The following is a 14,422-nucleotide window of genomic DNA, read 5'->3' as shown; positions in this document are numbered from 1 at the left end:
GCAGATCGGGGTCGTACGTGCACGGTGTACGAGTACCAGTACACCGCCAGGCACGAGGAGGAGAGCAGTGCCCATCTCAGTGAACGGGGGCGGCGGTTGGGCGGCAACTCGTCATGTCCGACCTCGCCACCGGCGAGAAGGTGTGGAGCACGGCGGACGTCACACCGCCTTCGGGCGTCGAGCTGAACGAGATCAAGCAGCCGGCCAGCGGCGAGATCCGGGTACTCGACGTACCCGACGGCAAGATCCTCACCTCGTGGGGCGCCGGCGCCTTCACGCGGCACACCTGGGTCACGGCGACGTACGACATGACGACCGGTAAGCAGATCGGCGCCGCCGCCAAGTACACCTACACCGGCGCCACCGCCGACAGGATCAACAGCAACGGTTCCTTCATCCGCTCCCCCGACCACCAGCTGGCCGCGTCCTCCACGGAGAACGGCACCGCCGTATGGCAGCTCGCCGACGGCAAGGAGATCTGGGCCCAGCGGGCAGGCGAGAACTCGATGACACCGCGGCGCTTCTCTCCGAACGGCGTGCTGTACGGCACGGTGGGCGCTGACGACACGACCGCGCTCGCCATCGAGTCCCGCACCAAGAAGGTCCTCGCCAAGAACCTTCGGCCGGGGAACATCCCGCTGTTCAACGAACCTTCGGGATACGGCTACTTCGGCACGGACAGCGGCCTCTTCGTGTTCCCCTCACTGACAACCACATCGACGAAATCCTCGCCGTGATCCGCGGCCTGCCGACCGGATCGCCCCGCAAGCGCACGGGACGCAACGGCGGCCGTCCCCGAGGTTCGACCGCCGGACTCACAAGCAGGGCAACCCAGTCGAACGGTGCATCAACCGCCCTGATCCTGCATGTTGCTCGCTCCACCGTCCGACCTCATCGGAATGAGCTGATCCGATGGTAAACGCCCTGGGGCTCACGGTGGCCGTTGTTACGATCCTCCGCATGCACAGAACAGACACCGCAATCGACGGCGAGGACGTGCGCCGGGTCGTCACCCTGGCCATAGACGCCCTGAGGAATGCAGATCCCCAGGCGTGGGAGTCCAAGGCGGGAACGCTCGAGTGGACATGTTGGGAGACGCTCGAGCATCTGGCCGATGACCTGTTCACCTACGCCGCAAGGTTTGGGCTCGCGAAGCCGCCGATGACCACGGTGTTGCCGTTCCGGACGAGCAGTGACCGAAGCGGTGGGCCGGCAAACGTCATCTTCGTTGAGCGAGCCTCGGGCCCCGAGGGCCTCCTGACCATCCTGGAGGCGTGCGGTGGCCTGCTTGCGTCCGCCCTACGCACTGCTCCTCCGACCACCGTTGCTTATCACGTCTTTGGACCCTCGGATCCAGAGGGCTTTGCCGCAATGGCCGTTGTGGAGACCCTCGTGCACACCCATGACATCACTCAGGGGTTGAATCTTGAGTGGTCGCCGCCACGGGAGTTGTGCGAACGGGTCCTGAAGAAGCTCTTTCCCCACATCGCCATTGATGGTGACGTCTGGGAGATCCTGTTGTGGGCGACTGGACGCACCGCCCTCCCCGATCGCCCACAACTCACCGATTGGCGCTGGTACGGCACGCAGGGCGCATGAGTGCCTGCTGCACAGCTCGATGAGCGCAGCGGGCCGCCCTGACCGGCTGGGGACGGGGCCCTGCTGTCCGGTGACCGACGGCAACCGTTGCTTCACCGTTGCCGTCAAGCATGGCGAACGCCCTGAAGTGGGAGATCACTCCGGGCGCTTTCGCCGGTCGACTACGCCGTTACCTGTGGGGCGGTCACTTCTGGTCCGGCTCGTACTTCGCCGGCTCCTGCGGCGGGGCACCGCTGACCGTTGTACGCCAATACATCGAGAATCAGCAGCGCCCCGCGTGAGGGGCTTTCCTGCTCCGCAGTGATACGGCGGCACTCCGTGCCGCCCGGTCAAGGATGCGCTTCACCTCCCCCGTGAAGGGGGGAGCACTACGCAAGATCAGAGGTAGAAGAGTCCCACCAGGTTCCAGCTCACCCCGAGTCGGTGGGCTGTATACGCCCGCGCGTCCACCAGGCGAGCGTCAAGGAGTTCAAGGCCGGTTTCCTCCTGCAGCTCGCGTTCCAGCGTCTCCCGTGTTTGCTCGCCCGGATCGATCCCTCCGCCGGGCAGGTGCCACAGCCCCGGCGTGAAGACCGGTGAGACGTCCGAGAGTTGAGTCAACAGCAATTGGTCCTGCGCGGTAGCAATGGCATACGCCGATACGCGCGAACGCACGTGCTCCCCCAATGTGCCCCTCCGGACCTCGAGTTCCACGGCTCCGAACCGGCCGCACAGGACAATCTATCGATCACGCTTCAAGAGGGTCAGGACAGGGCGCCCGCGAGGGAATCACGCCTCACGGGCCTGATCCGCCCTGTCAGCGCACCTGCGAATACACATTCGTTCAGATCGAGAGGCATCAGATATTTCGAGCCCTATTAGCTGGTTTGCCTCCAAGGATGGGGGCATGCGGTGTGTTCGGCCTTGCCGAGTGCCTTGGTGATGGTTGACCGGTACTGGGTCAGCTCGGCGCCTTCGAACGTGGACGTCTCCTGATCGGAACGCTCGGGCACCACCATCAGCAGATGCTGCCCCTTCTCGATCGGCGGGCGGGCTTCGGTCACTCTCGGATCGACCAGGTCGAGGGTGATCCGGCTGTCACCGTGGGACGGCTTGATCCAGTCGGCGACGTCGAGGCCCACGGTGATACGGCCCTTGCTGGACGGGCGCACCTCGCTGACGTCACCGACTGCGATGGTGCGGGCGCAGGCTATCCACTCGGCGAGGGTCTGCCCCTGTCCGTTCTGTTCCTCGCGGGACGCGGGCCCGGAAGATCCGCTCATCACGGACACGGTCACGGCGATGCACGCGGCGGCCGCGGCGGCGGCCGCAGCGAGCGACACGGCGACAACGCGGCGTCGGCGACGGGGCTTTGCGAGAGAGACCGGTTCCTGCGCGGGAGCGGAGCCGGGGTCGGCCCTGCCGGCCTCCCCGCCGATCATCCGCAGGGCGCGGCGTACCGCATCCTCGTCCGTCTCGTTCTGGCTGGCCACAGTCAGATCACCTCCATGTCCCGCAGCCGGCGGCCAAGCGCGGCAACGGCGGTGTGCAATCGGCTCTTCACCGTTCCCTCGGGGACGCCGAGACGGTGCGCGATGTCCCGCACGGTCAGGTCCGCGTAGTAGCGCAGGGCGAGGACCTGCCGCTGCGCCACCGGAAGGCCTTCGAGCTCTTCAGCCACGGTGAGAGCGAGCAGCCGCGAATCCTCGGACTGACCGGTGGGCGGATGGTCCTGCCAGCGGGCCGCGAGCCTCTCCCGCAGCGACGCGTCCCTGGACCGGCTCCGATGCCAGTCGACCGCGACCCGTGAGGACACGACCGACAGCCACGCCCGCAGGTTCCGTATCCGGCCTTCCGTCTCCAGCAACTTGACTCGGACCTGCTGGACACCGTCCTCGAGCTCGCCCCACGGGACCCCTCCGAGAGCCAGCATGGCGCGCACCAGCTCGACATCCGACGGCTCCAGCAGTGGCCCGCCGGTCGTGGATCTGTGCGTCTCGCCCATCAGCCGATCGCCCTCCCCCTTCATGTCCCTCATACGACGGAGCACGCGCGCAGAACGTTCGCCGACGAGCTCTCCTGGCTGCGCTGCCGAGTGCTCTCCTGCCTGTACACCGCCTGACGACGACGTCGATCGCGCCGAGCCCGCAGTTCCGGCTCCTGGCCCTGAGCTCACGGTGTCCGGCTGGAGGGAGCCGTGCGCTGGTAAAATGGCCCCACGCTTCGACGCAGCCGGGGCCCGTACCGGGAAGAGGTACGGGCCCCGGCCCGTTCCGGGCGCCAGACCAAGGAAGGTTCCCCATGAACGCGAAGCCGTCAGCCTCCGGGCGCTCCGGTGCCGGCAAGACCGACCGTGCCACGGCGCCGCGGGGCGAACTCTCGGTGCCCGAGACGGTGGTCCCGGGCCTGCCGCCGGCCGAGTCCTTCGCCGAGCTGGATCTGCCGCCGGAGCTGGTGAGGACGATGACCGGTCTCGCGGTGCGGGAACCGTTCCCGATCCAGGCGGCCACCCTGCCGAACGCCCTGGCCGGCCGTGACGTCCTCGGCCGCGCACGCACCGGCTCGGGCAAGACGCTTGCCTTCGGGCTGGCGCTGCTCGTCCGTACGGCAGGCCGGCGCGCCGAATCCAAGCGGCCCCTCGCGTTGGTCCTTGTGCCGACCAGGGAACTCGCGCAGCAGGTGAGCGACGCGCTGGCACCCTACGCGCAGGCGCTCGGGCTCCGGCTGGCGACAGTGGTCGGCGGGCTGTCGATCGGGCGGCAGGCGACGTCGATCCGGGCCGGAGCCGATGTCGTCGTCGCGACCCCGGGACGGCTGGCCGACCTGGTCGCACGCCGGGACTGCCACCTGGACCATGTACGGATCACGGTGCTGGACGAGGCGGACCAGATGTGCGACATGGGGTTCCTGCCGCAGGTCTCGGAGATCTTGGACCACATGCGCCCCGGGCAGCGGATGCTGTTCTCGGCCACGCTCGATCGCAATGTCGACCATCTGGTCCGGCACTACCTGCACGACCCCGTGTTCACCTCGGTCGACCGGGCGGAAGGTTCGGTCACCACGATGGAGCACCACGTGCTGCATGTGCATCCGGCCGACAAGTACGCCACCGCCACCGAGATCGCGGCCCGGGACGGGCGGGTGCTGATGTTCCTGGACACCAAGCTCGGCGTGGACCAGTTCACCCGCCACCTGCGGGGCAGCGGCATACGGGCTGCCGCCCTGCACAGCGGGAAGTCGCAGCCGCAGCGCACACACACGCTCGCACAGTTCAAGGACGGCGAGATCACGGTGCTGGTGGCCACCAACGTCGCCGCCCGCGGCATTCACATCGACAGCCTCGACCTCGTCGTCAACGTCGACCCGCCCGCCGACGCCAAGGACTATCTCCACCGCGGCGGGCGCACGGCGCGCGCGGGCGAGTCCGGCAGCGTGGTCACCCTGGTCACCCCCGGCCAGCGGCGCGACGTGAACCGGATGATGTCGGACGCCGGGATCCGGCCGGCGGTCACGCAGGTGCGGTCCGGCGAGGAGAAGCTGACCAGCATCACCGGGGCCAAGCGCCCCCCGGCAGGGGACAAGGCGAAGAACACCAACGCGCCCTTCCGGGGCCTGGGCAACCGCACAGGCCGTCCCCCCAAGGAATCCCGCAAGGCCGCCGAAGCCCGCAAGACGGCGGAGGCCCGGAAGGCAGCCCGGGTGCGCAAGGCCCACTGACGGCCGCACAGGGCCGCCAGGGCGGATGAGCGCCGGCAGGGCTGTCCCCGGTCGGAGCCTGGCCCTGCCGCAGCGCGGCCGTCAACGGACCGGGCACAGACGGCCCCGGCAGTCCAGCCGTCAGAGCCGCCCACACCCCGCGATTCCCGTAGTCCGTGACCAGCGCCAGTGCCGGCACGCACCTACCCCGCCCCGGTGGGCCGGGGCGGGGCAGGCAGGAACACGGGACGGGGGCCGCGGGCCTCCTGGCTATCGAGCCAGCAGCACGCCGGCGACCGACGGCGGTACCGGTGCGAGGGGCGCCGGCCGGGTGGTGAAGGTACCCCGGCCCTGGGTCCGGCCCCGCAACCGCGACGCGTAGCCGAAGAGCTCGGCCAGCGGCACGGCCGCCGTGATCACCGCGGTCCCGGCCTCGGCCGTGGACCCCGAGACCCGGCCGCGGCGGGCGGCAAGATCACCCAGAACTCCCCCGACGCCGTTTTCCGGGACGGTCACTGTTACCTCCACGACCGGCTCCAGAAGCTCCACCGTGCTCGCGCGCAGCGCCTCGCGCAGCGCGAACCGGCCCGCCGCCCGGAAGGCCAGCTCGGAGGAGTCCTTGGAGTGGGTCGCCCCGTCGGTGAGCGTGACCCGCAGCCCTGTCACCGGAAAGCCGCCGAGCGGGCCCTCGGCGAGGGCGTCCCGGCAGCCGGCCTCCACGGCGCGCGCGTACTCCTGAGGCACGCGGCCGCCGACGACCGTCGACCGGAACTCGAAGCCGGCCTCCTCCAGCGGCTCGACGTCGAGGACGACATGCGCGAACTGCCCCGCGCCGCCATCCTGCTTGACATGGCGGTAGACCAGGCCGGTCACCCCGCGTACGACGGTCTCCCGGTAGGAGACCTGCGGCCGGCCCACGACGACCTCCACCCCGTGCCCGCGGCGGATCTTCTCCACCGCCACCTCCAGATGGAGTTCGCCCATCCCCGACAGCACGGTCTGACCGGTTTCCGCGTCGGACCGCACCGCCAGCGAAGGGTCCTCCTCGGCGAGCCGCGCCAGCGCCGCCGAGAGGCGGCCGGTGTCGATGCTGCGGCGGGCCTCGACCGCCACCGACACCGCCGGTTCGGCCACCGAGGGCGGTTCGAGGACCAGAGGCGCCCCCGGCGCGCACAGGGTCGTGCCGGCCCGGGCGGCCTTCAGCCCGATCACGGCGACGATGTCACCGGCGACCGCCTCCTCCCGTTCCTCGTGCTGGTCGGCCTGCACCCGCAGGATCCGGCCGACTCGCTCCGTACGGCCCGTACCGGCGTCCAGTACGGACATGCCCTTGCGGAGGGTGCCCGCGTAGACCCGGAGGTAGGTGAGCCGCCCGGTCGCCGTCGCCGTCACCTTGAAGGCGAGGGCCGCGAACGGCTCCGCCGGGTCGGGGGCGCGTTCCTGCTCCACGCCGTCCACCGTCCCGCGCACCGGCGGCATGTCGGTGGGCGACGGCAGGTACGCCAGGACCGCGTCCAGCAGCGGCTCGATCCCGCGGTTGCGATACGCCGAGCCGCACAGCACCACCACGCCGTCCCCACGGAGGGTCAGCTCGCGCAGGGCGCCGGCCAGCGTCCGTTCGGTCAGTGCCGAAGCCGCGTAGAACTCCTCCAGTGCGTCGGGATGGAGCTCGGCCACTGCTTCGTCCAGGAGCCGGCGGCGCCGGTTCGCCTCCTCCCGCAGCGGCTCGGGGACCGGTCCCGTCTCGTACGTGTCGGAGCCGGCGTGCCAGAGCAACGAGCGCATCCCCAGCAGGTCGACGACGCCGGTGAAACCGTCTTCCTTTCCGATGGGCAGCTGGACCACCAGGGGGACGGCGCCCAGCCGGTCCCGGATGGAGGCGACCGCCGTGTCGACGTCGGCGCCCGCCCGGTCCAGCTTGTTGACGAACGCGATCCGCGGCACACCGTGCCGGTCGGCCTGGCGCCACACCGACTCGCTCTGCGGCTCGACTCCGGCGACAGCGTCGAACACCGCGACCGCCCCGTCCAGCACCCGCAGGGACCGCTCGACCTCGTCGGAGAAGTCGACGTGCCCCGGGGTGTCGATCAGGTTGACGCGGTGTCCGCCCCAGGTGCAACTCACAGCCGCGGCGGAGATGGTGATGCCGCGGTCGCGTTCCTGGGCGTCGAAGTCGGTGACGGTCGTTCCGTCGTGGACCTCGCCCCGCTTGTGGATGGCACCGGTCGCGAACAGGATGCGTTCGGTGATCGTGGTCTTGCCCGCGTCGACGTGGGCGAGGATGCCCAGGTTGCGGACGGCGGTGGGGGAAGTGGTAGTGACGGGACGCCTGTTGGTGCGCATGGCCCAAGGCCTTTCGAGTGATGAGAAAAGGGCTGCGCGATTCCCGGACGGCAGGCCGTCCCGCCCCCGCCGGTCCGGCCGGGACTGCCCCGGGGCTCTTCCGCGGAGGAGGGAGCACCAGGCAGCCGCGGTGTCGCCGCCCTGCCCGGCAGAAATGTCCGGGCAGGCGACGTACGGGAACGGGAGGGACGGAACCTAAAGGTGCGTCACGGGCATACGGTGACGGCCGCGCAGCCGGCACCGCGCGCTGCTGGACACCGGGATCACGTCGTACCGGGGCGGGGGAACGAAGGCGGCGGTGCGGCTGATGCACATGGCCAGGCTCCCCTTCTCTTCACTCGGCATGAGGCGCGCGATGCTCTGTCGGCAGCGCGTGTGGCGAGTGTAGTGAGCGAAGTCGGCCCGGGGCACGGGGTTTTCCGGGAGTCGGGACCGGGAGTCGGGACCGGGGGCCGGTGCCGGGGTCGTGAGGGGATGGTCCCGCGGCCGGTGCAGTGCCGCTCTGGCGAGGCCGGACGGGTGCAGCCCACGACCGTGCGCCCGCGCCCGAGTTCACGCCAGGCGGGTTCGGCAGACGCGGTCAACTCCTCCAGGAAGTCGATCAGATGTGAGCTACGTCCCGGAGGGCGGGATGAGACAAGCCCGCACGGACTGCGTATCACCTCACAACGAAACAGCGAAGCCCGACCCGTGCAGCCCAGCTCCCCGTCATAAAACCCCTGCGATCACCACTCGACATCTTGATACGTATCCCTTCTGGAAAGACATTGCTGGTCTGTCCGAGACACGGCATTCCACGGACGTTGGTTGAGGAGACTGCCAGTGGCATTCAACGACACCGAACCTCGGCGAGCTCACGGTTCAGGTCCTGATACCGCCCAAGAGATACGGGACTCGTTTCAGGCCGTGCTGGACGCCTTGGACGCCGCCCGCGCCGACCTCTACGCCTTCGACTGGCAGGAGGGCTTGTCCGAGACCCCGCCGCCGTCCCGGCGTCAACGCAGCGAACCGGTGAGGGACGCCGGCTCCACTCATCCGGCCCCGTCCCTGCCCTCGCCCCCGACTCCGACCCCACTGCGACGGACACAGCCGGTAGGGCGTGGGCCCGAGTACCTGGATCCGGAGCCTCCGCACGCCATCTCACCGCCTGTCGTGGAGCCTCGGCGGAACGGTGGCCGGCGCCAGGCCCATGCTCCGCGGGATGTGGTGGTGGAGCCGCTGTGGTTGCGCGGCGCCCATCCGGAGAGTGTCCCGCCCCCGCCGGTGGGAAAACCGGCAATGTCGAGCGGCGCAGGCCCGACGTACGCCACGCCGCCGGTGACCTTCCTGCCCCCGGCTCCGCCGCAGGAGGACGCACTCCGCTGGACCGGCCCGCGCCCGGACACCACCGGGTCGGCTGTCCCCCAACGCCCGGCTCCACGCCCGGCCCCGCCCGCGGACCAACTCATCGCCCCGCCCTCGAAGGCATCACCGTCACCCGTCAGCGCGCACGCGAGGAACAGACATCGAGGATGGCGTTCCTTCACCGAGCGGCGGGACACTCGTCTCACCGGAGCCTTCGGAGGGGTTGCCGTGAGCGGATTGATCCTCGCCTCTTCGCTGCTGGTCAACGACGACCCCGCACCGCCGGTCCCCTCCCCGCCCTCCGGGCAAACGGACCGACCGCTGCCCGACAACCCGGCTCCCAAGCTCCCCGAGGTTCCAGGCACGGGCGTGCTGCGCCAGGGCGACAGCGGCCATGGCGTGTACGAGTTGCAGGTACGTCTGCGCCAGGTCCCCGACATCTACGACAACGGCACGATCGGTGGCAGCTACGACGTTGAGGTCCGGGCGGCCGTGGCCAGATTCCAAGAGTGGTACGGCATCCGGGGCGACGAGACCGGCGTCTACGGCGACCACACTCGCCACGCCCTGATGCTGCGAACCACGTGATCAGCGGCAACCCTGCGAGGACCTCAGGGGGCAGCCCAAGGCGTCAGGATCGTCCTCACGGGTGTCCTCTCCTACTCCCGGCACGGACGTGGCGCGCCGATGCCCTCGGCGGTGTAGGGCTCAAGGGCTGAACCGGTCGCCCGTCACGCAGCCGGGCAGAGGGCAACGTCGAACTTGGAGGCGTGCAAGGGGCTCGGGGTCGGGGCGAGGCGCTTCTTGCCCTGGCTGACCATACCGAGCACCTCGAGGCCCACGAGTCTTCTCCAGGGAGACATCCGGATCACACCGGCCAAGGGCTGCCCTGCGCGCCAACTGGAGCGGAAACACTCGCCAACGAGGACGCTCATGGGCCAACCAAGGCCTGTCCGGCCGGTCATGAGGGGGTTCAGGGCACAGGTGGCAGTGGATGACGCCCGAGCGTGAACTGATCACGGGCGGATCCGGAACAGCACGCACCGGCGCAGTGGCCCGTCGGGCACGCTCGGGTCGTCGAAGTCGTCGGCAGGGTCACGGGTCATGCCGATCCGGCGCATTACGGCCTGGGAACGCGTGTTGTTGACGGTCGTCGACGCAACAATTTCAGGCAGTCCGAGGGACCCGAAGCCGAAGGCCAAGCCAGCCAGGGCGGCTTCGGTAGCGTATCCGTGTCCCCACGCCGAGCGGGTCAGCCGCCAACCGACATCCACCCCCGTAAACGGCATGGTCTCGTCCACCTCGTCCAAGCCGGCGCGGCCGATGAACTCACCGCTCTCCAGCGCCTCTACCGCCCACCACCCGTAGCCCCGCTCGTCGAACTCGGACTGCATGAGCGCCACCGAGGCCTCGCTCTGCTCAGGCGTCAGCAGGTCTCCCAGATGTTCCCGGACTTCAGGATCGGCGTTCATCGCCGCCCACGGTTCGAGGTCCGACTCGCGCCATCGGCGCAGCATGAGGCGATCGGTACGCAGTTCAGACATGCCGCCAAGCTAACGTGATCAAGGTCAGGCGGACAGGTCTGCGGGCTGTCACGATCGAAGCCAGATCATGGTGGCTGCGGCGGTGACGGTGCCGAGGAAGACATAGCCGCGCTTGTACTGCTCCTTGTCGAAGTTCGGCGACGGCCCGTCTGTGGATCCTCGCTTCACGCAGGCTGCCTGGAATGTGCGATGAAGGGCGGCAGCGATTTCTACCGCCGAGCCGACCAGCGGCCATCGAGAGCCGAGCCCACGCCTGGCGCCCGTCGATGTCAGGTCAGGGTGACGCCGAAACTACAGCGCCTACCCCGCGGAGCAGGCACTGCCCGTGCATTCTCGTCGAGTTGCTGACGCACGCACGGTCGGCGTCGGACATGACAGCTGAAAGATTTACGGATGCAAGCGTCACGGTGGGCCAAGTTTCCGGCTCCCTCCGGGCTGTCAGAGGGCGACGGAAGAAGATCTTCGCCGTTGAACAGTGCACTTTCCACGGGACATTGTCTCGTTCATGACCACGTGATCGCAGGGCCCCTCTCGCGACCCGTTCACCGCTGCCAGCATGTGGCCGCACGGGACGGTCGCGTCCCGTCTCACGGAGAAACGATCCTGCCGCGGGTCTTCCGAGCCCCGCGGTGGACCGACGAGAGGAGCAGACCGTGCAACGTCTCACCCGCCGCGACATGGTGCGAGGGACCACGCTGGCTTTTGCCGGAGCCGCGCTCGCCGGCCCGGCTGCCATCGCGGCAGCGACCGCGTCGAGGTCCGGCACGCCCCAGGGTTCCCGTAAGCCCGGGGCCGGTACGACACACCTTGCCGCCACGCGCGCGGCACAGGTGCCGGAGCCTTTCGACGAGGTGTACCTCGGTCGCCACATCGAAGGCTGGCCGGCGGCCGAGGACCACGACGGTCATGACGGCCACAGCGCTCACGGCGGCCACACGAGCCGAGCCGCGGACGACGGCCACAGCCCAGTGGAGTTCGTCGTCCGCGTGGACGACGACGATCTGCACGTGATGCAGAACTCGGACGGCACCTGGATCAGCGTCATCAACCACTACGAGACACACCACACGCCGCGTGACGCCGCCCGTGCCGCCGTACGCGAGCTCCATGGCGCAACTCTCGTACCGGTCACCGTCTGACATCGCGTTCGAGACCTCCCACCGAAAAGGATCGTCGCCATGGCAGACCGCAAGAACCAAGCAGATCTGACCGCCACCGAGAAGCGTGATTTCATCGACGCCATCGTCGAACTCAAGCGTCAGGGCCGCTATGACGAGTTCATCACGACCCACAACGCCTTCATCATGAGTGACACCGACAACGGTGAGCGGACAGGACACCGTTCGCCGTCGTTCCTCCCCTGGCACCGCCGATTCCTGCTGCAGTTCGAACAGGCGCTGCAGAGCGTCAACCCCTCCGTCACCCTTCCCTACTGGGACTGGACGGTCGACCGTACGCCCCGCAGCTCCCTGTGGGCGGACAACTTCCTCGGTGGCGACGGCCGCAGCGGGGACGGCCGGGTCACTTCCGGCCCGTTCGCCTTCGGAGGCGGCAACTGGCCCATGAACATACGGGTCGACGGAAGGACCTTTCTACGGCGGTCACTGGGCGTCGGAGTCCGGGAGCTGCCCACCCGGGCCGAAGTGGACAGCGTTTTGGCCATGCCCACGTATGACGCCTCCCCCTGGAACAGCAGCTCCAGCGGCTTCCGCAACAACGTCGAGGGCTGGCGGGGCCCGAACCTCCACAACCGGGTCCACGTCTGGGTCGGGGGCCAGATGACCACCGGAGCCTCGCCGAACGACCCGGTCTTCTGGCTCCATCACTGCTTCATCGACAAACTGTGGGCCGACTGGCAGAGCCGGCATCCGTCCTCCGGATACGTGCCGACCACCGCTCAGCGCAATGTCATCGGCCTGCGCGACACCATGAAGCCGTGGAACGACGTCACACCGGAGGACATGCTCGACCACACGCGGCACTACACCTACCGCTGATCCCCCGCCGCCGTGGGGCTCGCGCCGCCGCTGCCGTAACCGGCGGCGGCGCGGTAGCTCGTCATCGCCGGGGCGACCCGGGGGGCGCGACCAGGCCGGTCTCGTAGGCGAGGATGACGAGGTGGACCCGGTCGCGTGCGTCGAGTTTGGTGAAGAGCCGTGCGATGTGCGCCTTGACGGTGGCCACGCTGATGGAGAGCTCCTGGGCGATCTCGGTGTTGGACAGGCCGCGGCCGACGAGGGTCAGGACCTCCCGTTCCCGTTCGGTGATGCCGTCGACTACCACCCGGCGGGCGGGGGCGGGTTCGGGCCGTGCCGCGAACTCCTCGATGAGACGGCGCGTCACGCTCGGAGCTATGAGAGCGTCTCCGGCGGCGACGATCCTGATCCCGTCGAGGATGGTCTCCAGCGGCATGTCCTTGACGAGGAAGCCGCTCGCTCCGGCGCGAAGCGCGCCGTAGACGTAGTCGTCGTCATCGAAGGTGGTGAGGACGAGGACGTGTGTCCTCGACTCCGGATCCGCGTTGATCCGGCGGGTGGCCTCGATGCCGTCCATACCTGGCATGCGGATGTCCATGATGGTGACGTCCGGCCGCAGCCGTTGGACCAGCTCCACCGCCTCGGCACCGCTTCCGGCCTCCCCTACCACCTCCAGGTCGGGGGTGTCGGCGATGAGGACGCGAAGGCCGGTACGGATCAGGGGCTGGTCGTCGATGAGAACAACACGGATCACTGTCGTGCCTCCACAGGCACCGGCAGCCGGGCTGCCACGCGGAAGCCGCCTTCCGGACGCGGCCCGGCGCTGAACTCGCCGTGCAGCAGACCGACTCGTTCCCGCATGCCGACGATGCCGTATCCGGAGCCTGCCACGGTGCCGCCGCAACCGCGGTCGACGACCTCGACGGCCAGTTCGCCCGGCCGGTGGTCAACCGTCACGCTGCAGTGCCGGATGCCGGAATGCCGCACCACGTTGGTGACCGCCTCCTGGACGATGCGAAAGGCCGCCAGGTCGATGTCGGAGGGCAGGTCACGACGGTCCCCCCGCCACCGGACGTCGACCCGGACCCCGGCGGCCGCGGTCTTCCCGACCAGTTGATCGAGGGCGGCCAGACCCGGAGCCGGGTCGAGCGGCACGGGCTCCTGGTCGCTCTGCCGCAGTGCGCCGAGCATTCGCCGCAGGCCGGCGAGGGTCTCCCTGCCGGTGGCCTCGATGGCGTTCAGCGCGTTGCGTGTCTCGGCGGGCTGGGTGTCCATGACCCGGCTGCCCACGCCGGCCTGGATGGCGATGATGCCGATGTTGTGAGCGACCATGTCGTGCAGCTCCCGGGCGATCCGCAGCCGCTCGGCCGTGACCGCCTGCTGCGTGGCCTGGGCGCGTACCGTGTCGGCGTGCGACCGGTTCTGATGGACCGTGTTGCCGATCAGCCAGGCGATGACGACGGTCGATGCGAGGGCGGCAGGCACCGAGAGGTTGAAGTAGTACCCCTGTGCCAGCCGCCAGAGCGTGTAGCCGGCCAGCGTGCCGGCCGGCAGCATGGCGGCGAGGACCGACACACGCCGCGAGCGCGTTGCCGCGGTGTAGCCCACCAGAACGTCGGCCAGAAGGAACAGGACGAACGGGGTCTCCCGCACCGGCATCCCGAGGGAGAAGACAGCGCCCGTGAGCGCGATGGCCACGGCCGCCAAGGGTGCGCGGAACAGGAGCAGTGCGCCCAGGGTCGTGACGATGGCGGTGACCAGGAGCGGCGCGTCTTCGATGTTGCCGTTGTACCGGAGTAGACGCTGCAGCTCGTTCGGCCGTTGGAGCGTGCGTACCAGGATGAGGGCCGACCAGAAGGCCGCCACCCACACACCCGGTGGCACGCGTTTGAGCAGGGGTGGATGAGGAGTGGCGATCACCGGTCGATCCTATCGACGTGC

General features: G+C 69.2%; 13 protein-coding genes and 1 pseudogene. 7 read left to right on the top strand and 7 right to left on the bottom strand.

Annotated elements, in window-relative coordinates; translation table 11 throughout:
- Positions 1–113: 113 nt before the first annotated feature.
- The 3 genes and pseudogenes from OG883_RS15950 to OG883_RS46775 all read left to right on the top strand — a co-directional run.
- Positions 114–737, top strand: a complete 624-nt coding sequence (locus OG883_RS15950) for a WD40 repeat domain-containing protein (RefSeq protein WP_266540568.1) — start codon at positions 114–116, stop codon at positions 735–737.
- A gap of 223 nt (positions 738–960) precedes the next feature.
- A complete protein-coding gene (locus OG883_RS15945) occupies positions 961–1,599 on the top strand; it encodes a maleylpyruvate isomerase N-terminal domain-containing protein (RefSeq protein ID WP_266540566.1) in 639 nt (212 codons plus the stop codon).
- A 173-nt stretch (positions 1,600–1,772) separates the two neighbouring features.
- Positions 1,773–1,880 (top strand): annotated as a pseudogene (locus tag OG883_RS46775) (transposase); the annotation flags it as partial.
- Between the two features lie 97 nt (positions 1,881–1,977).
- Here OG883_RS46775 and OG883_RS15935 read toward each other — a convergent pair.
- The 3 genes from OG883_RS15935 to OG883_RS15925 form a co-directional block, all read right to left on the bottom strand.
- On the bottom strand, positions 1,978–2,292 hold the full coding sequence (locus tag OG883_RS15935) for an NUDIX hydrolase (protein ID WP_266540562.1): 315 nt from the start codon (positions 2,290–2,292) through the stop codon (positions 1,978–1,980).
- A 164-nt stretch (positions 2,293–2,456) separates the two neighbouring features.
- Positions 2,457–3,071 carry a hypothetical protein gene (locus tag OG883_RS15930; protein WP_266540560.1) on the bottom strand — a complete coding sequence of 205 codons (615 nt, stop codon included), beginning with the start codon at positions 3,069–3,071 and terminating at the stop codon, positions 2,457–2,459.
- Positions 3,072–3,073: 2 nt separating this feature from the next.
- The gene (locus tag OG883_RS15925; protein ID WP_266541594.1) at positions 3,074–3,607 is read right to left on the bottom strand and encodes an RNA polymerase sigma factor; all 534 of its coding nucleotides are present in this window, start codon (positions 3,605–3,607) and stop codon (positions 3,074–3,076) included.
- A gap of 272 nt (positions 3,608–3,879) precedes the next feature.
- On the opposite strand from OG883_RS15925, the gene OG883_RS15920 reads away from it, so the two are divergent.
- Positions 3,880–5,295, top strand: coding sequence for a DEAD/DEAH box helicase (locus OG883_RS15920; protein WP_266540558.1), 1,416 nt, complete (start codon positions 3,880–3,882; stop codon positions 5,293–5,295).
- Between the two features lie 249 nt (positions 5,296–5,544).
- Here the strand turns inward: OG883_RS15920 and fusA are convergent, their stop codons facing one another.
- Positions 5,545–7,617: an elongation factor G gene (gene fusA, locus OG883_RS15915; RefSeq protein ID WP_266540556.1), complete on the bottom strand. Its 2,073-nt coding sequence runs from the start codon at positions 7,615–7,617 to the stop codon at positions 5,545–5,547.
- Between the two features lie 1,572 nt (positions 7,618–9,189).
- On the opposite strand from fusA, the gene OG883_RS15910 reads away from it, so the two are divergent.
- Entirely contained in the window at positions 9,190–9,549 is a 360-nt protein-coding gene (locus tag OG883_RS15910; protein ID WP_323180909.1) for a peptidoglycan-binding domain-containing protein, read from the top strand.
- A 428-nt stretch (positions 9,550–9,977) separates the two neighbouring features.
- On the opposite strand, the gene OG883_RS15905 is transcribed toward OG883_RS15910, so the two are convergent.
- Positions 9,978–10,505: a GNAT family N-acetyltransferase gene (locus tag OG883_RS15905; RefSeq protein WP_266540554.1), complete on the bottom strand. Its 528-nt coding sequence runs from the start codon at positions 10,503–10,505 to the stop codon at positions 9,978–9,980.
- A gap of 653 nt (positions 10,506–11,158) precedes the next feature.
- On the opposite strand from OG883_RS15905, the gene OG883_RS15900 reads away from it, so the two are divergent.
- Positions 11,159–11,644 carry a tyrosinase family oxidase copper chaperone gene (locus OG883_RS15900; protein WP_266540552.1) on the top strand — a complete coding sequence of 162 codons (486 nt, stop codon included), beginning with the start codon at positions 11,159–11,161 and terminating at the stop codon, positions 11,642–11,644.
- Between the two features lie 39 nt (positions 11,645–11,683).
- Positions 11,684–12,502, top strand: a complete 819-nt coding sequence (locus tag OG883_RS15895; RefSeq protein ID WP_266540550.1) for a tyrosinase family protein — start codon at positions 11,684–11,686, stop codon at positions 12,500–12,502.
- A gap of 61 nt (positions 12,503–12,563) precedes the next feature.
- Here OG883_RS15895 and OG883_RS15890 read toward each other — a convergent pair whose 3' ends face one another.
- Both OG883_RS15890 and OG883_RS15885 read right to left on the bottom strand, forming a co-directional pair.
- Positions 12,564–13,235 (bottom strand): response regulator transcription factor, encoded by a 672-nt coding sequence (locus tag OG883_RS15890; protein WP_266540549.1) that lies wholly within the window; start codon positions 13,233–13,235, stop codon positions 12,564–12,566.
- A complete protein-coding gene (locus OG883_RS15885) occupies positions 13,232–14,401 on the bottom strand; it encodes a sensor histidine kinase (RefSeq protein ID WP_266540547.1) in 1,170 nt (389 codons plus the stop codon). The genes OG883_RS15890 and OG883_RS15885 overlap by 4 nt, the downstream gene beginning before the upstream one ends.
- Between the last annotated feature and the right edge of the window lie 21 nt (positions 14,402–14,422).

It is taken from the genome of Streptomyces sp. NBC_01142 (assembly GCF_026341125.1).
Lineage (GTDB): Bacteria > Actinomycetota > Actinomycetes > Streptomycetales > Streptomycetaceae > Streptomyces.
The sequence above is the reverse complement of the archived record's forward strand: the minus strand, read 5'-3'. Positions and strand labels throughout refer to the sequence as shown.